Origin of the sequence: Micromonospora luteifusca, assembly GCF_016907275.1 — a bacterium.
Classification (GTDB): domain Bacteria; phylum Actinomycetota; class Actinomycetes; order Mycobacteriales; family Micromonosporaceae; genus Micromonospora; species Micromonospora luteifusca.
In genome coordinates this window covers 6030124-6055387 of the sequence record NZ_JAFBBP010000001.1, presented here as the reverse complement: position 1 = coordinate 6055387, position 25264 = coordinate 6030124, and the positions used below count along the sequence as shown (strand labels likewise).

The window sequence follows — 25264 nt, the reverse complement described above, 5'->3', positions numbered from 1 at the left end:
GAGGGATGTGACGGGTGGGGGTCGCGTCGTCGCGACCCCCACCCGTGTGTCACTCGAACAGGGAGAGGGTCAACGTCGAGGTGTACGAGCCGGCGGCGACATCCGCCGGGGTGCGCAGGTACAGGTCGGCGTCGACCGAGTACGCGTCGCCGGTGACCGCCTCGGAGTCGAACGTCGACACCAGCAGCTCCTGGTCGACCAGGCCCACGTTGTTGCCGGGCTGGGTCGGCTCGTCGAGGACGGTCACCACCTCTTCGCCCTCGGTGACGACGCCGGTGTCGCCGCCGTCGATCAGGCGCGGCTTCCAGCCGAGATGCCCGGCGCTGATCGGCGCTTGGCCGGTGCCGCCGACGAAGTCGGTGGCGCTGCCCAGCACTGCCCAGGCGGCGTTATCGGGCACCTCCTCCGGCGTACGGGTGTCGGTGACCGTCACCGTCGGCAGGTTGCCGACGAACTGACGGACCAGCAGGGTCGAGCCGTCCTCGGACAGCGCGACCGCGTTGCCGGCGATCGACATGGCGAGCACGCCGGGTTCGGTGATCTCCTCGATGTCGACCGTCACCCGCACGTCGGTGTTGTCGCCGGGCTCGGCCTGGACCGGCGTCTGCAACGCCACCGTCCCGACCAGCACCGCACCTGCGGCACCGGCAGCGAGCAACCGCCTACGGTTTCCTGTTTTCATGTGCTGCTCCATCGTCGCTAGTGGTTACGGGGCCTGACGGGGATCGCCGGCACAATCGGCGCCGGCATGGTCTGCGGTGCGGACGCTCGTCACGTCGGTACCGTTGCTGGGTCCGGTGGCCCGGACGGTCGCCGAGCCGGCCGGGATCGAGACCGCCCGGGTGGCGAACGACTGGTAGGCGTTCGCACCGGGCGCGACGCCGGCGACGGACCGTTGGCCGTACGCCGTCTCCAGGACGACGTCCACCGGCGCGTCGTGGTCGTTGCGCGCCTGCACGGCGACGTACGCCCTGCCGCCGACACACCTCGCCTGCACGCTGACCGTGACGGGCAACACGGGTTGGACTCCCGGGTCGTCGGCGACGACCCGCCACTCCGTGATCGCGACCGCGGAGTAGGTGGTGCCGTTGCCGTTGGCCCGGATGGTGGCGCGCACCCTGGGCGTGGTGACGGGGTCGAAGGTGACGGTGTTGAACGCGGTGGTGCTGGTGCCGTACGCGGATGCGCCGGTCACGTCGCGCCAGGCCGAGGTCGCCTCGTCCCAGTACTGCAGCACCCACCCGTCGGGTTCGGCGACGCCGTCGCCGGTGCCGCGGTTGGTGTCCCGCCAGAACTTCAGCTCCGCGCCGGTGATGCGCACCGGTCGCGCCCAGTCGTACTGGACCCACTGGGTCGCCGGGCGGGTGCCGGACCAGGTGCCCCAGAGTTGCGCCTGGCTCGGGTTGGCCGGGTCGGCGCCGTCGTTGAGGGCGGTGACGCTGTTCCAGCCCGCCGTGTAGGAGGCGGTCGGGGTCGCGATGGGCCCGATGTTGCCGGCGAGTGGCCCGGACAGGTCGGCCGGGATGGTGGCCGTCTTCGCGGTCTCCAGGTTCCCCGCCACGTCGAGCGCGCGGAACGACACGGTGTGTCGGTTCGAGTCGGGCGCCGCGATGGCGCCGCTGTAGGTGGTCCACGTGCCGGCGTCGATGGCGTACTCGATGCGGGCGACCCCGGAGGTCGCGTCGCTGGCGATCACCGTGACCGCCCGGGTGGCGCTGTCCACGGTGGCCGTGCTGGACGGGGGTGTCGCGTCGATGTGCACGGGCAGGGTCGCGGGCGACGAGACGTTGCCCGCACGGTCGGTCGCGGTCGCCCGGACGCTGTGCTGACCGTCGCCGGAGACGGTCACGTCGACGGACCGCACGGCGCTCGCGATGACCGGCTGGCCGTCGTCCACCCGCGACTCGATGGTCAGCCGACCGCCTCCGTCGTCGACACCGGCGACGCGCACCCGCACCGCCGACCGGAACCAGCCGGCACCGCCGGCGCTGCCGCTGGGCGTGAGCGTCAGCGTCGGCGGGGTCTCGTCGCCCTCGGTGTCCTCCGGCGAGATGACCCTGACCTGCGCGGAGACGCGACCGGCGGCGTAGCCGAGGACGCTGCCCCCGATCGTGAACGTCCCGGGCGTCGCGACGTTGTCGGGCGTGACCGGGTCCCAGAAGACCGGCAGCCGCAGCGTCTCGGCACCGAACGCCACGGGGAGGCTGTCGGGCAGTTCGGTCTCCCCCACCTCCACCGTCATCCCCGGGGCCGTGACGGACTCCGGCTGTGCGGCGAGGACCTTCCACTCCTCCACCGCCACCGCGGAATAGGTGCTGCCATTGGTGGACGCGTCGAACACGGCCCGGACCTGGGTCGTGGTCACCGGGTCGAACGTGGTGTCCTGGAAGCCCTGTGTGCTGGTGGGGAAGCCGCTCGGGTTCGGCACGTCGGCCCACTGACCGCTGTCGAGATTCCAGTACTGGATGCGCCAGCGGGCGGGGGCGGCGACTCCCGCGCCAGTGCCCTGCGGCTGGTCGTTCCAGAAGTCGATCTGCGACCCGGAGATCCGCATCGGCTGGTCCCACGTGTACTGCACCGACTGCTGGGGCGGGTTGTTGCCCGTCCACGTCCCCCACATGTCCGGTGGCAGCGGGTTCGACCGGACGATCTCGTCGTTGAGCGCCTTCACCCAGTACTGCGTGGGCACCGGCTCATTGGACACGGTGACCCTGGCCGCCTGGGCGATGTTGGCCCGTGGGGTCCGGTCGGGCCCCTTGACCGGCGTCGGCGTCACGAGCTTCAGCCTCGGCGGGCTCTGCGTGTCGTCCCACTCCACCGGGTCGATCGCGACCGACCGGCGGAAGTGGCCGCCGCCCACCGCGTCGGCGGTGTGGTACGCGATGTACCACCTGCCGTTGAACTCCAGGATGCCCGGGTGGCTCGTCGTCGAGGAGACCGGCCGGAGCATGGTGCCCCGGTAGGTCCACGGTCCCTCCGGCGACGACGCCGTCGCGTACGCGATGCAGGCGTGGTAGTTCGCCGGGGTGCACGGCGAGGTCGGGCCGGCGTTGTTTCCGGCATACGCCATGTAGTAGGTGCCGTTGCGCTTGAAGGCCCAGGCCGCCTCGAAGAAGCCCGTCAGGCCGGTGACCGAGCGTTGGGTGGTGACCGGGGTCTTCATGTCCTGCTGAAGCTCGACCATCCGCAGTTGGCTGAACGAGCCCCACCAGAGGTACACCCGCTGGTTCGGGGCGGTGCCGTCGATGAGGATCGTCGGGTCGATGTTGTGGATGGTGTTGGCGGTCGGCACGCGTTGGGAGATGACCGGCCCGCCTGCGTGGTCGGTCCACGGGCCGGTCGGGCTGTCCGAGACGGCCACGCCGATCGCGAACTTGTCGGACGCCGGGCTGTCCCGTTCGTTGATCGGTACGTACCAGTAGTAGCGCCCGTCCACGCCCCGGACGACCTGGCCGGCGTACGCGCGCCCCGGTGTCGCCCAGGAGAAGACCTGTTCCGGGCGCATCAGCGACGGGTAGTGGGTCCACTGGCCGGCCTGGACGTCCGTGGTCCGGAACGCGCCCCACTCGTTCATGATGAAGTCGTTGGTGGACGGACCGGCCTGGTCGTGGCCGGTGTAGATGTAGAGCTGGTCCTGGCCGGTGTCGTTGCCGGAGGCGCCGGCCGGCACGACGACCGGCGCCGGGTCGGCCGAGTAGTAGCTGCCGTCGCCGAGGATCGGGTTGACGGTGTTGGTGAAGGTGTACGAGTCGGCCGCGTAGGCAGGTGCGGCGACCCCGACCAGGCCGGCGGCGACGAGCCCGGCGACCGCCGTCGCGGCGAGCGCTGTGCGGACCCGGTGCGCTGGCCGGCGGGTTGGTGGGGCGGCGCCGCGCGCCACGGTGGTGTCCACGGTGTCGTTCTCCTCACTGTTGTCCGGAGGTGGTGGCGGCGCCGGTGCGGCGCCGCCACCACGAAGGGTCAGCCGCAGGCGAGCGCGCCGTACGGCGCCTCGAACGCCACCGTCACCGGTTGGCCGTCCACGCTGCCGGCGGCCTTCACCGTCGCGACCCCGGCTGGCACCGACTCGGCGCGGGTGGTGAACGCCTGGTACGTTGACTTTCCGGGGGCGACGCTGGACACCGTGCGCGACCCGTAGGGCGTGATCAGCTCGATGTTGAGCGGCACGTCCTCGGCGTTGCGCGCGTTGAGCGAGACGTAGGCGCGGGTGCCGATGCACTGTGTGCGCGCCTGCACCTCGACGTTCCACGTCGGGGTCTCCGGCGGGTCGCCGACGGTGAGGGTCAGCGTGGTCCGCGTGGCACCGGCCTGGCTGACGTAGTCGGGCAGGATCAGGTTGCCGACGATGGTGTAGCGACCGGCGGTGTCGACGATGTCCTCGTCGAACTCCCAGTCGACGCCGATGGCCTGGTTGTCCCGGGAGCCGTCGTTGTAGGAAACCTCTACCTTGTCCGGCAGGTGGGGAAGCTCCCCCACGTCGACGGACCGCTCGAACGTCTCGGCGCCCTGGATCGAGATGCCGCCTGGCGCCGTTTCGGGCCGCACGTAGACGCGCGCCTCGGCGAGGAGGCCGTACGCGTCGTTCGTGCCGTAGACCACGAACGGCTCGACGTTGGTTTCCGCGACCGCCGCCGGCGTGATCTCCTGCCAGTTGAACGAGACGCTGCCGCGGGCGCCGCTGGCGTAGACCGCGTCGAGCGTGCTTGGCAGGGTGGGCACCTCGCCCACGGTGGTCCGGATGAGTACGGGCGAGCGTACCGAGTCGACGGTCTCGCCGTTGGCACGCCAGCGCAGCACGCCGGTGCCCGCGCCGCTGCCCATGAGGCCCCAGATCCGGATGCGCAGATAGCTGGTCGTGGTCGGTTGGAAGTCGAAGTGGTTGTAGGTGTTGGTGGCGAGCCCGTTCGCGTACGTCGAGTCCCCGGTGAGGGTTACCGGCGTCCAGGTGGTGCCGTCCGCGGAGCTCTCGATCGCGTACGTCGTGCCGGTGGGTCGGCGGGTGCCGCCGTTGTCGTCGTACCAGTAGATGTCGGTCGAGGACAGCCGTACCGGCGCGGTCCACCGGTACTGGATCCACGCCTCCCGCTCGGGGCTGGTGCCGTTCTGCGGCTGGCCCCAGTTGCCCCAGCCGTTGCCGGCCCCCGGGTTCGAGCTGGTCGGGGTGGTGCTCTCCTTGACCCGCTGGTGGTTTTCCCACGAGGCGGTGCCGTTGGTGCTGATCGTCGCCGAGGAGCCGAACTCCGCGACCATCTCCCGCTTGGCGAGCGTCACGGCCACGGTCGCCTCGGACCGTTTTTCGCCATCGTTGACAAAGAGCCGGAACACGTAGTCACCCTCGACGGTGCCGGTCACCCGCGTGGTCAGTGCCTTCGGGTCGGAGAAGATGACGCCGGCTCCGGACGGGGCCGAGACGGTCTCCCAGCCGTAGGTCAGCTCGCTGTCGTAGGGGATGCCGTCGTCGGACGCCGTGCCGACGAGTCGGGTGGACAGGTTGCCGTCCGCCGAGCCGTCGCGCGCGGCGGTGGCCACGGGCGCCTGGTTGGACACCTCCGGCACGTCGCGTCCCGAGTCGAACACCTGGATTTCGGAGATCGCCGTGTAGAAGGTCGGGTTGTTCGTGAACGCGATGCGCAGCTTGTTCGAGGTGACGGTGTGGAACAGCGCTTCGTTGAACTTCGCCGTCGGGACGGTCGGGTTCTTGAACTGGCCCGGCACCTCCTTCCAGCCGCCGTTGCCGTCGGGGACCTGCACCCACCAGCGTGCGGGTTCGCGGTAGCCACCGGCCTGGCGGTCGCTGACCGCGTACACCTTCACGTTGTCGAAGGATTTGGCCGAACCGAGGTCGAGCTCGATGTAGCCGTTCTTGTCGGTGGTGCCGTAGTTGCCCCAGTACGGCTCGTTGGCGGTGACGCCGTCGGTCACGGCCGCGAGTGACACCGGCCGCTCGGTCTCCTTGATGGCGCCGGGTGTGTGGTTCATCGAGGTGGCGCTCCAGCCGGGCGTGTGGAACTGCCGCCACGGCGTCGGCCGCACGCCCTGCTGGGTGTACGACGAGGTGAGGTTGGCGCCCGCCGCCAGGTTCGGCGCGTCCTCGGTGAGGTCGATGCCGGCCGTCTTCAGGTACTCGACGACGCGGGTGTCCTCGATCGGGGTGTCGACCGCGCTCGGGAAGTTGGCCCCGGTCGTCGCGGTGAACGTGACGGTCAGGCCGTCCTCGGCCTGGACCTGGTTGGTACGCGGGTCGTAGGTGAGCTTGCCGAGCTTGTCGGTGCTGACCTTCTTCTGGCCGTTGAGGAACAGGCTGTAGCCGGCGCCCAGTCCGTAGTTGCTGCCATCGGGGTCCCAGACGATGGTGACGTCCTGACCGTGGTAGCGCAGGTTGTTGGCCATGAAGTGGTCGTAGCCGAACTGGATCGGCGACAGCTCGATCTTGTCGTCGGAGCGCGGCTGGAGGCCGGCCATGTCCTCGACGAAGATGTAGTTCATGTTGCCGAGCATCACGTGGTTCGGGTTGTTGCGGTTGTAGGTCTTCGCGGTCGGGCTCCAGTTGGAGTAGTACTCCGCCTGGTTCGGGGCGCGCAGGTCCGCGTTCGGGTAGATGCTCCAGGCCATCCAGTCCAACAGCCGCTTGGCGTACGCCGGGGTGATGTACTTCTGCTCCGGGTCGTAGTGGCGTAGTGCCGAGCGGACACCGCGGTACTGCACGGTGAAGTTGATGTTGGAGAAGTTGTTGGAGCCGCCGATCCCGTAGGCCGTGCGGTCGTACTGGTTGGCGGTGTAGAACGGGAAGATCGGGAAGTTGTCGCCGTAGGTCAGGAACCGGAACCCGTCGACGTAGTTCTGCCACTGGTCGAACGGGATGAGGTTCTCGGCGTAGACGTCGTAGAGGTTCGACTCCCTGGCGGGGACCAGGTCGCGGGCCGACGCGGGCAGCGGGTTGGGTCGGCCGTTGGCGGTGGCCGCGCTGGTGGCGCCGTGCGACGTGCCGGCGAGGAACATCCGCATGTCGGGGCTCCACAGCCGATCGAGGATCGCCGCGCGGATGTCGTTGGCGTCGCCGGCCATCTCGTCGACCTTGCCCTGGTCGGCGCCGGCCATCTGGTAGAGCTGGCGGGCGGCGTCGAACGCGCCCCACACGTACGCCGATTCGGGGCGCTCGATGGTGCGGGCGCCGGGTGCGCCGGCGTTGGCCTTCGGGTAGCCGAAGGTGATCGCGTCGGCGTCGTTGCCCGGCATGTAGTTGGTGTCGTAGGCGATGAGGTTGTCGTCATTGCCGTCGTAGTGCTCCAGCTGGCCGACGCCGTCGCCCTCGAAGTAGCCCGCGAACTTCCGGGCGATCTCCTTCCCACCGCCGTGCACGTTGTAGGCCTCGAGCCCGGCGGTGCCAAGGTACTGCGAATAGTGGTTGTTCCAGCTCGTGTGCCCCGGGCTGTCCAGGAAGGCCGAGGAGCCGGACAGCTCACCGATGTTGAGGACCTGGCCGTACGGCAGGTAGGGCGTGCGTAGCCACTTGGTGTCCTGCAGGTGCATCGGCTGGGTCAGCGCCACGGCGTTCTGGTAGAGGTTCACCCCCTCGATCGTCGTGGGGTACTGGTAGACGTGGCCGGGTGCGTTGGCGTCGAGCGTGTTGTACCGCTCGCCCCACCAGCGGTACACGATGGCCTTCTCCAGCGCGGGGTCAGGCACGTCGATGTAGGGCACGTCCTGCGCCCAGCGGCGGTGGAACGCGGTGATGCCGGTACGCACGGCCGTGGCCGGCGACATGGCGGCGTATTCCTGGTAGCTCCGCACCGTCTGGGGCAGCGAGGCCGAGGAGACGGCGCCGACCACCGACAGCGACACCGTGCCGCCGGCCGGCACGGTGATCTCTCGGTCGAGGTTTGCTCCGGTACGACTGAAGTCGGCACCGGTGAGGTCGACCCGGACCGAGTCCCACGCGGTGTCGACGAGGCCGTTGTTGGAGCCGCTGGTGATGGTGCGCGTGCCGGTCAGCGCGGCCGTGCCCGGCCCGGCCTGGGTGGCCAACGGTGACGCGGCACGGACGGTGAAGGTGGCCGGTGCGTCGCCGGGATTGCCGAAGTCGATGGCGGTGACGGCGACGTTGTCCTCGGTGATGAACTTGGTCTGGTCGGCGGTGACGCCGGTCGTCCCGATCGTGTACCGGGTCCTGGCGTGGCTCGGCGCGTTGAAGCGGTTGGCGTTGACCTCGGTGACGGTCTGCCCGGTCACCGTGACGGTGTACAGGTTGCCGAGGTTGTTGGGGCCACCGACGTACGCGCTGCCGGCGAAGCCCATGCTGCTGAAGTTGTTGTTGCTCGCGCCACGCATGTAGAGGGAGCGGCCCCGGGTCATCAGCACCGCCGACCCGAGCGTTCCGGGGACGCCCAGCACCCGGTCGAGGTAGTAGTCCGTGCCGCCGGCGGCCAGATCCTTCTCGAAGATCGACTGGTGCATGTTCCCCGCGGTGAACGGCACACCGGGCTTGAGCTGGTTGACGACGTCGCCGAGGTTGCTGTAGGCCGGGTCGCCGATCTCCATGGCATGGTTCTGCCCGTTGGTGTAGACGCCGACGTCACCCTCGTTGCCCGGCAGGATCGGGCTGGCGGCGTTGGCCGGGGACGGAATGCCGACCGCCCCTCCCACCACCAACGCGGCCAGGGCGGCCCAGAGGGGCACCCTCCTCACTCGTCTATGGATCATGTCGTTCCTCCTTGTCGTCGGTGCGGCTGAACGGGTGAGGCGGGTGTAGAAGTTAGCGCTAACATCAGCGGCCCTCTTGGTCCGTGACAGCTGGTCAGCGCACGGTCGGGAGCCAGACGCGCATGGTTGAGGGCCCTCTGTTGGCCCAGTCGTGGTACGCCACCAACGCCACCTCGTCGAGGCCCTCACCGAGCGTCGGCGTCGACTCGACCGCGTCGGTCCGGTAGGGCCAGTCGTGCTCTCGCGGGTGGACGCGTCGGCAGTGCACGGTGACCCGGCCGTTCACGAGGCGGGGCGGTTGGCTGGTGTCGACGCGGAGCTCGTCGACCGTCTCGACGTCGGGCACGTCCACTGACTCCAGGGCGAGCACGAGGGGGCCGTGCTCCACCGCGACGCAGCCACGGACCGCGTCGATGCGCGCGTCCGGGTGGGTGAACCGGGGAGCCATCGGCAGGGACAGGACGACCTCGTCGCCGCGGCGCCACGTCCGGCGCTCGGTGACGACACCCGGCCCGACCGGCCGCGTGTCTCCGGCGATGGTCAACGTCGCACCCTCGGCCGCCCAGCCGGGCACCCGCACCGTCAGCGACCAGGGCTGGTCGTCGTCGCTCTCGATCCGTACCCGGATCTGCCCGGCGTGTGGGTAGTCGGTCGCCACGCTGACACGGAGGTCACGCCCGTCGGCGAGCCGGTGCTCGATGGTCCCCGGCAGGTACTGGTGCAGTTGGAGACCCTCGTCGTCGGACGTCGCGACGTACGCCGTCAGGCTGGCCAGGGTGCGGGCGACGTTCGTCGGGCAGCAGGAGACCTCGAACCAGGGCGCCCGCAGGGAGGCCGCCGCGCGCAGGCTGGGCCGGTCGGCGTCCGGGAGGGTGCCCAGCTCGCGGCGGTGCAGGGTGTTCGTGTAGAAGAAACTCCGCCCATCGGCCGACGGCGAGGTCGACACCACGTTGAACAGCGTCCGCTCGATGAGGTCGGCGTAGCGGGGGTCGCCGTCGGCGAGCAGCAGCCGCCACGCGAGCATCACCGAGCCGACCCCGGCGCAGGTCTCCGAGTACGCGCGGTCGGGCGGGAGCACCCAGTCCTCGCCGAACGCCTCGTCCTGGTGCCGGGAGCCCTGTCCTCCGGTGACGTACGTACGGCGGGCCACCCCGTTGCTCCACTGGTTGCGTACCGCGTCCAGCAGGCTGGTGTCCTTCAGGTCGACGGCGACGTCGGCGGCGCCGGCAGCGAGGTAGTTCGCCCGTACCGCGTGCCCCCGCAGGGCCGTCGCCTCCCGGACGGGAAGCTCGTCCTGGAAGTACTCCCGGCCGTACTCCACATCGCTGAGCCGGCCGTGGCCCCGCCGGTCGACGAAGAGAGCGGCCTGGGTCAGGTAGCGGTCGTCGCCGGTGACCCGGGCGAACTCCACCAGAGCCGTCTCGATCTCCGGGTGTCCGCAGAGGCCGTCGATACCGTCCGGCCCGAATGTCTCGCACACGTTGTCGGCGGCACGGCGGGCGACCTCGAACAGGCCGTCGTCCGCGCCCGGACGCGTTCGGGCGCGGGCGACCGCGGCCTGGAGGAGATGACCGACGCAGTAGAGCTCGTGACCCCATTCGAGGTCGGACCAGCGGGGCGCCTGCCCCGGGCGACCGAACCTCGTGTTGAGGTAGCCGTCGGCCTCCTGCGCCGCGGCCACCCGCCGCACGACGGCGCGGAACCTCGACTCGAGCTGCGCATCGCCGGTCCGGCCGATCTCCCACGCCATCGCCTCGAGGAGTTTGTAGATCTCCGAGTCGGAGAACTCACGGCCGCGGCGGTTGTGTGCCAGGTCGCCCCGCACGGCGAGGTCGAAGTTGCGAATCCAGCCTTCCCGCTCGATCCAGTGCTCGATGTGCGGGAGAGTCGCGGCACTGTTGATCGATTGACGCTCGGCCCAGAATCCCCCCGTGATCCGGACCTGGTCCAGCCCGAGCGGCCGGAGCCGGCCACGGATCGGCAGGACGGGGGCGGCCGCAGGTACGGTGCCGCTCATGGTCATCCTTTCATCGCGCCAGACATGAAGCCGCGCACGTAGTGTCGTTGGAGCAGCAGGAACAGGACGATGCACGGCAGGGCGAGCACGACGACGCCCGCTTCGGTCGCCCCGTAGTCGACGACACCCTGGACCTGGCCCCGCAGATTGGACACAGCGAGCGGAAGGGTCATGCGCTCGGTGTCGTTGATGAGGATCAGCGGGGCCATGAAGTCGTTCCACGCGGTGAGGAACGCGAACAGCCCGACGGTGATGAGGCCCGGCTTCACCGCGGGTAACAGCACCCGCCACAGCGCGCTGAACGTCGAGCAGCCGTCGACCATCGCGGCCTCGTCCAACTCGCGCGGCACCGCCTCGAAGGAGATGCGCATCAGGAAGGTGGAGAACGGGAGCTGGAACATCGTCAGCACCAGCGCGACGCCGACGAGGGAGTTCTGCAACCCCACCTGATTGAGCAGCACGTAGAGCGGGATCAGCAACGTCGCGTACGGGACCATCAGGATGGCGAGCGTGACCAGGAACAGGACGTTCTTGCCGGGGAAACGGAACCGGGCGAACGCGTAACCACCGAGGAGGGAGATCAGCAGCGTCAGCGCGACCGCGAGCAGGGCGACGAACGCCGTGTTGGCGAGGTAGCGCCAGATGCCGGCCTGGTAGTTCGCCAGCGTCTCGTAGTTGCCGAAGCCCCAGCCGTCCACCTGGTTGGTGCCGGCCCGTGGGCCGACCGAGGCGACCGCCGTCCAGAGCAGCGGAGCCAGGAAGATCAGCCCGACCGATCCGGAGAACACCCAGTACGGTGTGCGCAGCGCGATGCCGGCGATGGTGAGGCCCCGGGGTCTGCTGGGGCGAGTGGGTCCCGCGACGGACGGGAGAGGCCCGCCGGCGGCGATCTGGGAACGGGATTCGGCGACCATCGCTGTCAGCTCTCCTCGGACCGGAAGGCGCGCAGTTGCAGCGCGTTGATGAGGACCAGGGCCAGCAGCACGATGAGGGAGAGCGCCGCCGCCACACCAAGGTCGTTCTGACCCTGGAACGCCACCATGTAGATGAGCTGGACGACGGTGATCGTGCTGTTGTCCGGACCGCCCTTCGTCAGGATGTAGAACTGCTCGAAGGCGAGCAGCGAACCGGTCACGCAGAGCACGGTCGTCAGCGCCAGGGTCGGCCGCAGCAGCGGCAGGGTGATCTTCCGGAAGGTCTGCCACCGGCTGGCGCCGTCCGCGCGGGCGGCCTCGTACACGTCCGCCGGTATGCCCTGGAGGCCGACGAGCATGAGCACCATGTAGAAGCCGGCGTAGCGCCACACGATGAGGAAGGTCGTCGAGATCAGTGCCGCGGTCGGTGAACCGAGGAAGGTGATGCCGAGCCGATCCAGCACGGGCGCCAGGGGGCTCGCGTACGGCGAGTAGAGCACGTAGAACAGCAGGGACGCCGACGCCAGCCCGAGGGCACTGGGGATCAGGAACGACGCGCGGAGCAGGTTGTTCCACCGGCTCGACTCCTGCACGAGCAGGGCCAGCCCCAGGCCGAGGGCCAGGAGCAGCACGGTCGCGAGCACTGTGTACTTGACGGTGAACACCACCGAGTCGGTGAAGAACCGGTGGTTGACCGCCTTCACGAAGTTGTCGGGAGCGTTGATCCCCTGGTTGCCGGTGAGCAGCGGCCATCTCGACACCGACATCCTGATGACGAGCAGCAGCGGTACGGCGAAGAGCGCCACGACGAACACCGCGGTCGGTGTCGCGTAGAGCCAGCCCAGCAGGGCCTGACGGCCGCGTGGCCGGGCACGGCCCCGCATCGCCGCACTGGGCGGGCGAGACGGTGCGGTGACTCTCATGGGAACCCTCTCATCGGTCGGCGACGGGTGTTCGTTGACTGGTGCGGGTCGGTCCGCCGCGGGTGTGTGCCTGAAGCGGTGCGTCGGCACACACCCGCGGTGGGCGCCTACTGCTTGAGCACCGCGGTGATCTCGCCGTTGTCCTTCGACAGGTCGCCGCTGCCGTTCAGCACGCGGTTACGAACGAGGGTCAGCCACGGGCTGTTCGGCGCGTTGAACGCCTGCTGGAAGTTCAGCGCGACGGGGGTATCGCCCTTGCCGGCCGCCTCGTTGATGGTGACCAGGCGCGGGTCCTCGGCGGCGTACTTGTTGTTGGCGAGGTCGGCGCGGGACACCACGTCCTTGTTCTTCGCCAGCACCCCGACCTGGGCGTCCTCGGACATCATCCAGCTCAGGAAGTTCCAGGCCTGAGCAGCCTTCTTCGAGTCCTTCGACACGCCGAGGCCGTCCCCGCCCACGAAGGTGGATCCACCACCGCTGGGGCCGGGGATCGGGGCCACGCCGACGTCGAACGGGGTCGAGGAGAGCAGGGTCGCCGGATAGAGCATCAAACCGACCTTGCCCTCGGTGAACGGGGCGGTCCAGGTCGGGCCCGTCTCACCGGCGGAAGCCGGTAGCACGGCTCCGGACTTCCACAGGTCGTTCCAGGTGCTGTAGACCTTCTGGGCGTTGTCGTCGGCGAGCTTGGACTCCTTGCCGTCCTCGCTCAGCACCTCGCCGCCGGCGGCCCAGATGGAGGGGAACCAGGTGAAGACCAGGCACCCGCCGCAGTTCAGGCCGGCCGCCGTGCCGTAGACACCGTCCTTCTTCGACGCCTGGACCGCCTTGGCGGCAGCGGCGTACTCCTCGAGCGTCGCCGGGGCCTTCTCCGGGTCCAGACCGGCATCCTTGAACAACTGCTTGTTCCAGAACAGCATCGACAGGTCCAGCACGAAGGGCAGGACGTGCTTCTTGCCGTCGACCGTGCCGGCCGAAAGGTGTCCCTTGTTGATGGAGTCCTTGAAGCTGAGGCCGTCGATGTTGGCGCTGAGGTCCTGGAAGAGGCCCTGCTGCACCCAGTTCGGCACGTAGACGATGTCGGCGGCGAAGAGATCCGGAAGGCCGTCCGAGCCCGCCGCCGCGCCGACCTTCGCGACGTAGTCGTCGTTGGGAACGACGGTCAGCTTGACCTTGTTCTTGTGGCCGCCGTTGTACGCGTCGACGAGGAGTTTCGCCTGCTTCTCCAGCGGCGCGCGGGTCCACAGGGTGAGTTCGCTGCCGTCGTCGACGCCGTTGGGGCCGGCCTCGGCCGCGCTGGTGCCGCCGTCGTCGCTGCTGCATGCGGCCGCGCCCACGGTCAGCGCCGCCACGAGGACTCCTGCTAACGAACGTAGGGCAGTCCGCCTGCCCAGGGTCTTCCTCATGATTCCTCCCACGGGGGTTCATCGTTTGGAGGGGACCCGTTGGGCGGCCCCCACAAGACGAGATGTGATCTCCGGTTTGCTGCTGCATGCGGACGGCTGGGGCGGTGACGTCGCCGTCGACCGCCTGCCGGCTCGAATCCGCCCCGTGACGTGGGTGCTGCTCGCGCCGCCGTGACGGGCGATGCCTGCCGTGTCGTCATCGCCTCTCCGCCCTGTCGCCGGTCCCGGCCCGCGGCTCGTGCGGCACATCGTCACCGTCATGGCCGAGGTGGTGCGCATCACGTTCCGCCGCCAGGGTGTCCCACGAAAACGGTTTCGGCAAGATGTCGGGCGGGTAAAACCCGAATCGATTTCGATGGCCCCTCGCTCTTTCGCCTGAACCTGTCTGCGCACTACGCTGGCCGAAACCGCAGGGGTGTGCGGGCAGTTGCCGTTGCCCTGAAACGTTGCGAAAGGCTTTCGGGTGGGGCGGCGACGATCGCAGTCAGTGACGCTGAGTGATGTAGCGAGCCACGCCGGCGTCTCCGTGGCCACAGCGTCCAAAGCGCTCAACGGTCGAGCCGAAGTCGCGCCGTCCACCAGGGAACGGGTGCTGCGCGCCGCCGCCGATCTCTCCTTCCAGCCCAACGCCCTGGCCGCCGGCCTGATCTCCGGACGCACCCGCACGGTCGGACTGCTGACCGACGAACTCGGCGGCAGGTTCGCCATGTCCATCCTGCTCGGTGCGGAAAACGCCCTGGGCAACGGACAGATGTCCGTGCTGCTCTGCGACGCCCGGGGCGACGCCATCCGCCGCCAGCACTACATCCGCACCCTGCTGGCACGCCAGGTCGACGGATTCATCGTGGTTGGCGACAGCAACGAGGTGAGCCCCTCGCTGACCCAGCAGATCCCGGTCCCGGTGGTCTATGCCTATGCCGAGTCCACCGACCCGAGCGACCTGTCGATCGTCGCCGACGACGAGGGCGGTGCCCGACTCGCCGCGGAACACCTGGTGTCGCACGGCCGACGCCGGATCGGACACATCACCGGCCCGGACAGCTACCGCGCCGCCCGGGACCGAGCCGCCGGCCTGCGAACGGTGCTCGCCGAGGCGGGCCTGTCCCCCTCTGGCGATCCACTGTTCGGCGAATGGTCCCAGCGGTGGGGCCGGCACGCGGCACGGTTGCTACTGGCGGCCAGGCCGGACGTGGACGCGATCTTCTGCGGGAACGACCAGGTGGCCGCCGGGGTTGCCGACACGCTGCGCGATCTCGGCCGCCTGATCCCGGACGACGTGGCGATCGTCGGCTACGACAACTGGGAGTTCTTCGCCGAGGACTGCCGACCGACGCTGACCACTGTGGATCTCAATCTCGAGCAGCTCGGCGCAACCGCGGTCCAGCACCTCATCGCGGCGCTGGACGGCAGCCCCAGCATTGGTGTCATCCGTCAACAAGGCCGCCTGGTGGTGCGTGAGTCCACGGGGCCGGCACTGCCCCGCCGCTGACGGTCGGGATCGCCAGGGCGGGCGTTGCCGAGATATGACCGGTCAGACGCTGTGTGTCAGGCCGGAGCGCGTCTGTTCCGCAGACGGGCGGTAACGATCGCGGGGTGCGGCCGCGCTCCCCCGGATCACCAACTCCGGCATGAGCACGTCACGCCGCCGCAACGATCCGTGTGCGGGACGGTCGAGCTGCGCCAACAACAGCCGTACGCTGCGCCGGCCCAGCTCGGCGAAGTCCTGCCGAACCGACGTCAGTGGCGGCAGGAAAAGGGCGCCGTCGAAGGCACCGTCGAAGCCCACCACGCTGACGTCGTCGGGCACCTGCCGGCCCGCCTCGTGCAGCGCCCGCAGCACGCCGAGGGCGAGTTGATCGCTGGCGCAGAAAATGGCGGTGACGGACGGATCACGGGCCAGGCACGCGCCCTGCTCGTATCCTGTTGCGGCACTCCAGTCACCGGGCATCACCGCAGGCACCGGCGCACCGGCGGCTCGAAGCGCGTCGCGCCAGCCGTCGGCCCGCTCAGCCGCCTCCGGCCAGTCGTCCGGGCCGGCGACGTGGTGAACGGTGGTGTGCCCCAGTTCGAGCAGGTGGCGGGTGGCGAGCCGCGCACCTTCGACGTTGTCGATCTGAGCGCTCGGAACCGCCGGACTGCGGCCGCCGCCCGCGGTCACCGAGGCCAGACCGGAGGACGCCTGGGCGAACGCGTCGGCCATCGTGGGCTTGGGCGCGATGGCGATGATTCCTTCGACCGATTGCCGCCGCAGCCAGTCGACCGCGTCGAACACCGACCGGTGGTCCAGGTCGCGCACGCTGGCGACGCTGACGAAGTAGCCTGCGACGCGGGCCGCTCCCTCGATCGCGTACAGCATCGAGGTCGGCCCGTAGAGCGGGCTCTCGTAACCGATGATGCCGAGCGTGCCGGATCGGCGGGTGACCAGCGCCCGGGCCGCCGGATTCCGTTGGTAGTTCAACCTGCTCATCGCGTCCAGGACCCGCTGCCGGGTCCCGTCAGCGACATACGGGTGCCCGTTGATCACGCGGGAGACCGTCTGCGAGGACACTTTCGCCAACTCCGCGACGTCGCGCATGAGCGATCGATCGGGGAGCCTGGTCGCCCCTTCGGCTTCGTCGCGCCGTGCCAAGGTGGACGGGAGGGTTCGCCCGTCACGTCCGTCGTCTTCGATCACCCTGCATCCCCTCGTCAGGAGGTCTCGACGTGCGCCGCCGGCGACAGGTGCTCCTTCCGTACACATCGATCGGCCCCGGCCGCCTGGTCTATGACAATGAATGCCGAAAACGGTTTCGGCAATGGCTCTCAGGAGATCTGCAGCAAATCTTCGGCACGGCACGCACGCGGTTTCGGCACGCCGGCCCAACCTCCTCGCGGGAGCTCTTCGTCGGCGGGGCGTGACCGCCGATCCCGCACCACGTCCGGTCCCCGCCAGATGCGCAGCGCCGCCGTCCCTGCTGGCACGACCACGCTGAGGAGATGGCCTCGGACGACGACTCACCACGTGCGTGCTGCGACGGCCCGGCGAGCACAAAGCGGGCGGACGGCCCTGTTGCAGGCACGCTCCCCAGTGGAGCGCCGAAGATGCCCCAAAGCCGAAGAGCCACGTAACGCGCATTGCCTGTGGATTTCGAGGCGTCCCCGCGAGACGGCGAACGAGAACCTAACGCTGACGGTCGCCACACCGGAGAGTCTTGGTGATCCGGCTACCGCGTTCGACGTCGGCGCCGCAACCAACGCAGGACACTACGGGTGGTTGTGGCCAGGGCGGCATCGATGAAGCAGACAAGTGACCTGGTCCGCCTCGATGGGGTCGGCGAGGATCATGTGCTACGGTAGCCGCGTTGCAGTTTTGATTTCCGTAGACGTTATCCAGCGCCTGATGGGGCATCTGAAACCCATCCAGGCGCTTTTCGTTTTTCGTGTCGTTTCGACGCGGGTGATCAACGCGGCGGCGCAAGGGTCCGCACAGTGCGGTCTCTAACAGCCTGCGCAGGAGCAGACATGACTACAGGTACCGTGAAGTGGTTCAACGCCGACAAGGGCTTCGGCTTCATCAGCCCGGACGACGGCGGCGCCGACGTCTTCGCCCACTTCTCCGCAATCTCGGCGAGCGGCTTCCGCAGCCTCGACGAGAACCAGAAGGTGGAGTTCGACGTCACCCAAGGCCAGAAGGGCCCGCAGGCGGAGAACATCCGCCCGCTCTGATCCACACTCTGCGAACGGCGGCCCGACTGATTCAGCGGGCCGCCGTTCGGCGTTTCATGCGCTCACCACGGCATCTCAGGTGGAGCACACCATGGTCGGACTCGACGCCTCGCCTCCTGATGAAAATCAGACAGCCGGGACAAGGGGCGCGCGGCGTTACATCCTGAAGGGTTGATGACTATGACGACGACCTACTCGGGTCCTGCGAGGCTGATCCTGGCCGACGGCGCATGCATATCCGGCATGGCTTCCCTCAGTACCAACCAGCGCGGAGGACTCAACGGCTGGGGCGGCACATTCCGTCCGGACGAGATCACGACAGACCTTCGCAGCGCAGTCGAAGGGCTGCAACTGGAACTGCCCTACGATCGGATGGGGACAGTCGCCGTCACCGGCATACGCAAGCTACTCGCCACGCAGGTGTTGATGTCGTTGGCAGGCCGCGGACCCGCACCATTCTGAGCGCGCGCCGCACGGCCGCGCTACATCGCCGTCGCGAAGCGGTCACTCTGCGCTGACGCAGCGACGAGGCAGGAGCCCGACGGCCAGGGCGAATCCGCAGAAAAGGGGATGTTCTGGTATCACACCCCCAGACTAGGGCAATTCTCATCGGCCTCACCGCCTGCCAACTGGTGTTGTCGGGAAACTGAGCGCAGCAACGAAGTAGCCTGGTCGACCGGAGCCGCAAACGGGGCTCCTAGGGGGTACTGGCAGTACACGCCTTGACAGAGACTCGCAGCGCCGCCACGGCTCTCGTGAGGTGCAGGTAGGTCAGTATCACGTCACCGGAGGACATCATCTTCACCGTCAACGCCATCGCCGCGCCCTCTGCCACCGAACCGCTCGTGCGTACCACGATCGAGCGGCGGGACCTGGGCCCGCGCGATGTTCTCATCGAGATCCGCTACGCCGGCATCTGCCACTCCGACATCCACACCGTGCGCGGCGAATGGGGCAGCGTTCCCTACCCGCTCACCGTTGGCCACGAGATCGTTGGCCGGATCACCGAGGTCGGTGCCGACGTCACCCGCCACGCAGTCGGCGACCGTGCCGGTGTTGGCTGCATGGTCAACTCGTGTCGCGAGTGCGAGAACTGCCGCACCGGGAACGAGCAGTACTGCCTCAAGGGCAACACCCCGACGTACGCCGGCGTCGACCGGGACGGGACCGTGACCCAGGGCGGGTACTCGACCCACATCGTCGTGGACGAGGACTTCGTGCTGCGGGTGCCGGAGAGCATCCCGTACGAGGCGGCCGCGCCGATGCTGTGCGCGGGCATCACCACGTACTCTCCGTTGGCGCACTGGAACGCCGGTCCCGGCAAGAAGGTCGCCGTGGTGGGCCTGGGTGGTCTGGGCCACATGGCTGTCAAGATCGCTGCGGCGATGGGCGCCGAGGTGACCGTGCTGTCGCAGACGCTGGGCAAGAAGGACGACGGCCTGCGCTTCGGAGCCGAGCACTACTACGCGACGAAGGACCCGGCGACGTTCGAGGCGCTCAAGGACAGCTTCGATCTGATCATCAACACGGTCAGCGCACCGATCGACATGGCCAGCTACCTCGGTCTGCTGCGTTTGAATGGCACGCTTGTCAGCGTGGGTGCCCCGGCGGAGCCGCTGCCGGTGCCCGTCTTCGCGTTGTTCGGCAATCGGCGTTCGTTCGCCGGCTCCAGCATCGGCAGCATCGCCGAGACGCAGGAGATGCTGGACTTCTGCGCCGAGCGCGGCATCGCTCCCGAGGTCGAAGTCATCGGCGCCGAGGCAGTCAACGACGCGTACGAGCGGGTGCTCGCCTCGGACGTGCGGTACCGGTTCGTCATCGACATCGACACCCTGCGCTGATCTTCTCTGTTGTGCGTCAGGGTCCGCCGAACGGCGGGCCCTGACCACAGTCGGGCCAGGGCGACCGGTAGCCGGCGGTGGTCCGCCTGCGAAACAACGCCTGGACCGAGTTCATCCCGTCCCTCGACTACGACGCAGAGATCCGCACCGTCACTTGCTCCCCCAACGCGATCGATAGTAGAAGCCGTTGGATTTGAACCGATCCGTTTCGCAGCGGGGCGGATCCTGCTCTACCGTGCAGTGCCATGGCGGTGAGCGGCACGCGGTTCAGTCTCCTGGGACCGGTGGGACTGACCGTGGCAGGACGCAGCATCGAGTTGACCGGCAAACAGCGGGCGTTACTCGGCGCACTGCTGCTGGACGCCAACCACGTCGTCTCCGTCCAGCGGATCACCGACCGGCTCTGGGGGGAGGATCCGCCCGTCTCCGCCCCAGCCAGGGTCCGGGCCCTGGTGGCAGAGTTGCGTCGGGCCTGCGGGCCCGAGGGTGCGGAGTTGATCGAGACCAGGAATCCCGGATACCTGCTGCGGGTCGGGGACGGGGAGTTCGACGCGCCGCTGTTCGTGGGCCGGGTGGAGTCGGCCAGAAGGGCGACGTTCGAGGGCCGTCCACAGGAGGCCATCGCCGACTACGACGGGGCCTTGGCGCTGTGGCGCGGCGCCCCGCTGGCCGGCCTGCGGGGACCGCACGTCGAGGCCGAGGCAGCACGGCTCACCGAGTACCGGACGGCCGCGTTGGAGGGACGGGCCGAGGCCATGATGGCACTGGGCCGATTCCACGAGGCGGTGGCGGAGCTGACCCTGCTGGTCGCGGAGAACCAGTTCCGGGAGAGATCCCACCGGCTACTGATGCTGGCGTTGTACTCGGCTGGGCGGGCGGCCGAGGCGCTGAAGGTGTATCGGGACTTCCGAGCCCGCCTGGTCGCGGAGCTCGGCGTGGAGCCCACCGGGGAGCTGCGGAGTCTGCACCAGCGCGTGCTGGCGGGCGCGGCCGGACCGGAGCGTCCGTACGCTTCTGCGCCGACGAGGGTTCCGCGGGAACTGCCGGCCGACATCGGGCGGTTCGTCGGCCGGGAGGCGGAGCTGAAGCAGCTTGACGGGCTGGCGGCTGGCGGAGGCCGGGTCCTGTTGGTGGTCGGTCCGGCCGGCGCGGGGAAGACGGCCCTGGCGGTGCACTGGGCACACCGGGCGGCCCGCGACTTCCCCGATGGCCAGATCTTCCTCGGAATGCGGGGGTTTGACCCGGGGCAACAGATGTCCCCCACTGAGGCACTGCCGGTGCTGCTCCAAGCCCTCGGCCAGCCTCCCAAGGACATTCCGGCCGATCTGCAGACGCAGGGGGCGCTGTACCGCTCGCTGCTCGCGGAGCGTCGCATCCTGTTGGTGCTGGACAATGTCGCGAGCGCGGAGCAGGCCCGGCCGATCCTGCCGGGTGGTCCCGGCTGCCTGGTCGTGATGACCAGCCGCGACCGGCTCGGCGGGCTGGTGGCGCGGGAGGGGGCGAGCCGGCTCGGCGTGGCCGCGTTGGAGCTGGAGGAGGCACTGGCGCTGCTCGCACACGGCGTCGGCGCCGACCGGCTGCGGGCAGAGCCCGAGGCCGCAGTGCAGCTGGCGGTCCAGTGCGGACAGATGCCGTTGGCCCTGTCCATCGCGGGGGCGCGGCTGGCCGAGCAGCGGCACCACACCGTCGGCGGGTACGTCGCGGAGCTGGCCGACCGGGGCAGGCTGGCCCGGCTCCGCGTCGATGGTGACGAACACACGGCGGTCCGGGCCGCGCTGGACCTCTCCTACCGTGCGCTGTCCCTGCGGGCGAGGCGGATGTTCCGGCTGATGTCCCTGGCCCCGAGCGGCGGTCTGGCCACCGCCTCGGCGGCGGCGCTCGCCGGGGTGGACCGCGGCGAGGCGGAGGAACTGTTGGACAGCGTTGCCAGGGTGCACCTGGTGACCGAGGTCGGCGTCCACCGGTTCGCCGCCCACGACCTGCTGCTGGAGTACGCCGCGGAGCGCGTCGCCGAGGAGGACAGCCAGGCCGAGCGGCGGCAGGCCGTCCAGCGGCTGATGTCGTACTACCTCTACTCGGCCGTCGAGGCTGCGCGAGTCGGCGGACTCTACCTGATCTCGTCCCCACCGACGATGATCCCGCCCGGCGTCACCCCGGAGGCCTTCGGGGACAGGTCACAGGCGCTGGCGTGGCTTGACGATGCCTGGCAGGAAATCACCGCGGCGGTCCACCTCTCCGCCGAGCTCGACTCCAGGCCAATGGCCTGCCTTCTGGTGATCGCCCTCCAGGACTACCTCCATCACTTCAGGCCACTGGCTGAGTCGGTGCGGATGGCGACGATCGGGCTGGCGGCAGCGGAAGGAAGCGGCGACCTCAGCGGCCAAGCCGCGATGCGCCTGTCGCTCGGCCACACCAATTGGCGGATGACCCGACTCGTGGCGGGTGGGGCGGAGTACAAGCGGGCCCTTGTGCTCGCCCGCCGGGCCAACTGGAGGCGGGGGGAGGCGGACGCGCTGCGGGGCATCGGCGTCATCCTGAAGCAACTGGGCAGACCACAGCAGGCCCTGAACCGGTACCGCAGGTCGATCCGGCTCGACCACGCGCTGGACAACGCGCGCGGTGAGTCGTCGGGACTGAACAACCTCGCGTCCGCCTATCTCGAGCTCGGCCGACTCGGCCCGGCCGAGCGGTGTCTCACCGCTTGTATTCCGGTGGCCGAGCGGGCGGGAAACCTGAACATGCAGGCGATCGTTCTGGTGAATATCGGGCTTGTCCGACAGGAGCAGGGACAGTTGGCGGCCGCTCTGCACTGGCTCGATCGCGCCCTGGCCATCGCGCGGAATGCCGGCATGCCGTACAGCGAGGCGATCACCTACGAGACGGTTGGCCGGGTGCACAACCACGCGGGTCGCTGGCCGCTGGCAGCCGAGGCGCACCAGGCGGCCCTGCTCTGCGCGCGCCGGGCGGAGAATCTGAACTGCCAGGTCGACGCGCTGGTCGGCCTTGCGGAGGCGGCGGTGGGACAGGGTCGGATCGAGGACGCGCTGGCTCGTCTGGCCGCCGCCGCCGCCATCACCGACCGGACCGGCTACCACGCCGGGCGGGTCGAGATGCTCATCGGTCTGGGCCGGGCCACGCTGTCCTCAGGTCGCCCGGATCGGGCGTACGAGCACGGGACCGAGGCACTGCGGCTTGCGGTCCAGGGAAATCCGCTGGCGCTGGGTAGGGCGCACGCCACGCTGGCGGCCATCCTCGTGGAACTGGGCGAGGCACCCCGGGCCGTCGTGGAGTGCCGACGCGCCCTGCGGGTCTCCCGCCGGTCCGGGCAGTGGCTGGGGTACGCCAACGCGCTGATCCCGCTCGGGCGGGCACGCCGGCTTGTCGGTGACGAAAGGGCCGCCCGCACAGCGTGGGGTCGGGCCCACCGGCACTTCGTCGAACTCGGCATCCCGCGCCAGGACGAGACGGCGGCGCTGCTGGGCTGACCACCGCTGCTGGGCTGCCCACCGCCATGCGCGATCCGCCGCCATGCGCGATCCGAGCGGCGACCATGCGGGCGGGTGGGACGTTGTGACCCGACATGTTCGCACTTCGTCGCGAGGAGCACAGGTGGAGTTCCGACTGTTGGGCGCGGTGACGATCGTCAGTGGGGACAGGGAGACCCATCCGGCCTCGGGCCGGGTCAGGAGCTTGCTCGCCTGCGTGGCCTGGCAGCCGCGCGAGCTCGTCCCCGACGAGCGGCTGATCGATCAGATCTGGGACGAAGAGGTGCCCACCGACCCGAGGGACGCGCTCTACACCTGTGCCAAGCGGCTGCGGCGTGCCCTCGCGGAGGCTGGCGGGGCCGAACGCGGGCTCGTGCGGTTGCGTGGTGGCTATCTGCTGGACCTCGACCCCGAGCGGATCGACGTGCACCGGTTCCGTCGCCTGGTCCGGGAGGCCCGACAGGCGGGCGACGACACCGCCGCCGCCTGCCTCTACGAGCGTGCCCTGCGGTTGCCCGCCGGAACGCCGCTGGCCGATGTCGACTCTCGGTGGGCGGACGGAGCCCGCACGGTGCTGCGCCGGGAGCAACTGTCGGCCCGGGTGGCCGTGGCCCACGCCTGGCTGCGCGCTGGGCGACATGCGGAGCTGGTGCCAGACCTGGTGTACCTGGCCGAGGAGCATCCGCTGGACGAGGCGATCACGGGGCTGCTGATGGAGGCGCTGCACCGGTGCGGCCACCAGGCCGAGGCCCTGGATCGCTATGCCGGCATCCGCGCCCGGCTGGTGGAGCAGCTCGGAGACGAACCGGGACCAGCCCTCCGGCACACGCACCAGCGGCTGCTCCAGCGCAACGCGGGCGAGTTTTCCCGGGCCACGCAGTGATCCGCCACTGGGCGTGGCGCTGCCGTCGCACCTGGTTATGCCATCGGTTGCGGCCATGGGTTCAACTCCGTTGGGCGCAGGACGCGGTAGCCCATCCGGGCGGGCGCGTCGTACAACCGGGGGTGCGCGGTGAAGCGGATCAGGTGCTCGACGCTCATCGGTTGGAGGTCGGGGATCACGACATTGACCGCGGTGAGCCCGACATCGGCCAGTTCCCGGGTGGTGCGATCGACGGCCACTGGCCGCATCCCGGCGTTGGCGAGCCGGCCGACGACCTCGGACAACGCTTCGGACGGATCGGCGGGCAGCGGTGGCTGGCCCGTGGACGGGGGACGGTCCGTACCGTTGAGGAGGAAGTCGAACGCGTGAGCTTGCTCCGCCCGGCCCATGTAGCGGGTGGTGTCTCCCACGGCTCGCATCTGCGCCTCGATCGCGGGCTCGTCCGCCCGATCCACGAAGTGGATGAACTGCGGGACGCCCAGCGCCTCTTGCAGCGCCTTCTGCGCGGCTTCCGCCAGATCCCGGCCGGCACTGGCACCGACCACCCGGTGGGCCCGCCGGTCGTACTCGGCGGAGATCACGCAGTAGGCCGTCGGCACGCCCAGATCTGAGGTGGCATCGAAGAGGCGGACCTTCTTGAACCGGCTGCGGCACCACTCGATCAGCCGCCTCACCCGTTCGCCGAGGCAGGCCGGATCGATCACCGGCAGAGCGAGCCGCTGGAGCCAGACGACGGCGTTGGCGTCCCGCTCGATGACCTCGAACATGCCCCGGACGACGGCCTCCACCGGGTCGGTGTGGACCGCGAACCCGGTGGACATCCGACAGCTGAAGTGCTCCGCCGGCACGGTCTCGGTAAGTCCGTAGCAGGCCATCACGGCCGGTACCCACACCGACTGCCCGGTGATCAGGTCGAGCCCGGAGGTCCACCGGATCGACGCGCGCGCGTCGAAGGGGACGATCGGGCAGTCCGGATGGGCGTACTCGGCCTCCGAGCAGCGCGGATACCGCTCCGGCTCCAGACACTCGCCGTTCAACTCCTCGGCGGTCGCCCTGATGCGGTGTTCCCCGAGGACGTCGCGGCCCGCGTACCGTTCGGCGGCCTCGGCGATGGCGATGAACCGCGCGAGGTCCGGACGGTCCCACGCCTGTCCGGAGCTGACGAGGTGTTCCAGGCGGCCGAGGCGGCGAGCAGGCCCCGGCGCACCGACCTCCGACTTCCAGTAGGAAAAGCCGGTGGGAAGGCCGGTCGTGCGCAGCGCCCCGACACTCGAGACCAGCCCGTAGGACGAGACCAGGCCATCGAGCGACGTCAGATCTTCAGGTATCTCCCGATGGCGCACGATCACTCCCGTTCCAGCCCCGCCAGCTCGCGTCTGTCAGGCCACAGCTT

General features: G+C 69.5%; 15 protein-coding genes. 6 read left to right on the top strand and 9 right to left on the bottom strand.

Annotated elements, in window-relative coordinates:
• Positions 1 to 49: 49 nt before the first annotated feature.
• The 7 genes from JOD64_RS27440 to JOD64_RS27410 all read right to left on the bottom strand — a co-directional run bounded on the left by JOD64_RS27440 (position 50) and on the right by JOD64_RS27410 (position 13903).
• Positions 50 to 682: a hypothetical protein gene (locus tag JOD64_RS27440; protein WP_204944885.1), complete on the bottom strand. Its 633-nt coding sequence runs from the start codon at positions 680 to 682 to the stop codon at positions 50 to 52.
• Positions 683 to 706: 24 nt separating this feature from the next.
• Positions 707 to 3892 (bottom strand): family 43 glycosylhydrolase, encoded by a 3186-nt coding sequence (locus tag JOD64_RS27435; RefSeq protein ID WP_307813718.1) that lies wholly within the window; start codon positions 3890 to 3892, stop codon positions 707 to 709.
• 68 nt (positions 3893 to 3960) lie between these two features.
• Positions 3961 to 8685: an Ig-like domain-containing protein gene (locus tag JOD64_RS27430; RefSeq protein ID WP_307813717.1), complete on the bottom strand. Its 4725-nt coding sequence runs from the start codon at positions 8683 to 8685 to the stop codon at positions 3961 to 3963.
• 109 nt (positions 8686 to 8794) lie between these two features.
• Positions 8795 to 10717, bottom strand: a complete 1923-nt coding sequence (locus tag JOD64_RS27425) for a glycoside hydrolase family 127 protein (RefSeq protein ID WP_204944884.1) — start codon at positions 10715 to 10717, stop codon at positions 8795 to 8797.
• A 2-nt stretch (positions 10718 to 10719) separates the two neighbouring features.
• Positions 10720 to 11631, bottom strand: a complete 912-nt coding sequence (locus JOD64_RS27420) for a carbohydrate ABC transporter permease (protein WP_239559693.1) — start codon at positions 11629 to 11631, stop codon at positions 10720 to 10722.
• A gap of 5 nt (positions 11632 to 11636) precedes the next feature.
• Positions 11637 to 12515, bottom strand: coding sequence for a carbohydrate ABC transporter permease (locus JOD64_RS27415; protein WP_239559692.1), 879 nt, complete (start codon positions 12513 to 12515; stop codon positions 11637 to 11639).
• Between the two features lie 146 nt (positions 12516 to 12661).
• Complete coding sequence (locus JOD64_RS27410; protein ID WP_307813715.1) at positions 12662 to 13903, bottom strand: ABC transporter substrate-binding protein; 1242 nt, start codon at positions 13901 to 13903, stop codon at positions 12662 to 12664.
• 517 nt (positions 13904 to 14420) lie between these two features.
• On the opposite strand from JOD64_RS27410, the gene JOD64_RS27405 reads away from it, so the two are divergent.
• The gene (locus JOD64_RS27405; RefSeq protein ID WP_204944881.1) at positions 14421 to 15446 is read left to right on the top strand and encodes a LacI family DNA-binding transcriptional regulator; all 1026 of its coding nucleotides are present in this window, start codon (positions 14421 to 14423) and stop codon (positions 15444 to 15446) included.
• A 42-nt stretch (positions 15447 to 15488) separates the two neighbouring features.
• Here the strand turns inward: JOD64_RS27405 and JOD64_RS27400 are convergent, their stop codons facing one another.
• The gene (locus tag JOD64_RS27400; RefSeq protein ID WP_204944880.1) at positions 15489 to 16532 is read right to left on the bottom strand and encodes a LacI family DNA-binding transcriptional regulator; all 1044 of its coding nucleotides are present in this window, start codon (positions 16530 to 16532) and stop codon (positions 15489 to 15491) included.
• A 926-nt stretch (positions 16533 to 17458) separates the two neighbouring features.
• Between JOD64_RS27400 and cspE the strand changes: the two genes are divergently transcribed.
• The 5 genes from cspE to JOD64_RS27375 all read left to right on the top strand — a co-directional run bounded on the left by cspE (position 17459) and on the right by JOD64_RS27375 (position 23871).
• A complete protein-coding gene (cspE, locus tag JOD64_RS27395) occupies positions 17459 to 17662 on the top strand; it encodes a transcription antiterminator/RNA stability regulator CspE (protein ID WP_043326981.1) in 204 nt (67 codons plus the stop codon).
• A gap of 180 nt (positions 17663 to 17842) precedes the next feature.
• Positions 17843 to 18124, top strand: a complete 282-nt coding sequence (locus JOD64_RS27390) for a hypothetical protein (RefSeq protein WP_239559691.1) — start codon at positions 17843 to 17845, stop codon at positions 18122 to 18124.
• A gap of 335 nt (positions 18125 to 18459) precedes the next feature.
• A complete protein-coding gene (locus JOD64_RS27385) occupies positions 18460 to 19503 on the top strand; it encodes an NAD(P)-dependent alcohol dehydrogenase (protein WP_204946281.1) in 1044 nt (347 codons plus the stop codon).
• Between the two features lie 296 nt (positions 19504 to 19799).
• The gene (locus JOD64_RS27380) at positions 19800 to 22988 is read left to right on the top strand and encodes an AfsR/SARP family transcriptional regulator (protein ID WP_204944878.1); all 3189 of its coding nucleotides are present in this window, start codon (positions 19800 to 19802) and stop codon (positions 22986 to 22988) included.
• 124 nt (positions 22989 to 23112) lie between these two features.
• A complete protein-coding gene (locus JOD64_RS27375; protein ID WP_204944877.1) occupies positions 23113 to 23871 on the top strand; it encodes an AfsR/SARP family transcriptional regulator in 759 nt (252 codons plus the stop codon).
• A gap of 35 nt (positions 23872 to 23906) precedes the next feature.
• Here the strand turns inward: JOD64_RS27375 and JOD64_RS27370 are convergent, their stop codons facing one another.
• On the bottom strand, positions 23907 to 25214 hold the full coding sequence (locus JOD64_RS27370; protein ID WP_204944876.1) for a YcaO-like family protein: 1308 nt from the start codon (positions 25212 to 25214) through the stop codon (positions 23907 to 23909).
• Positions 25215 to 25264 lie beyond the last annotated feature (50 nt).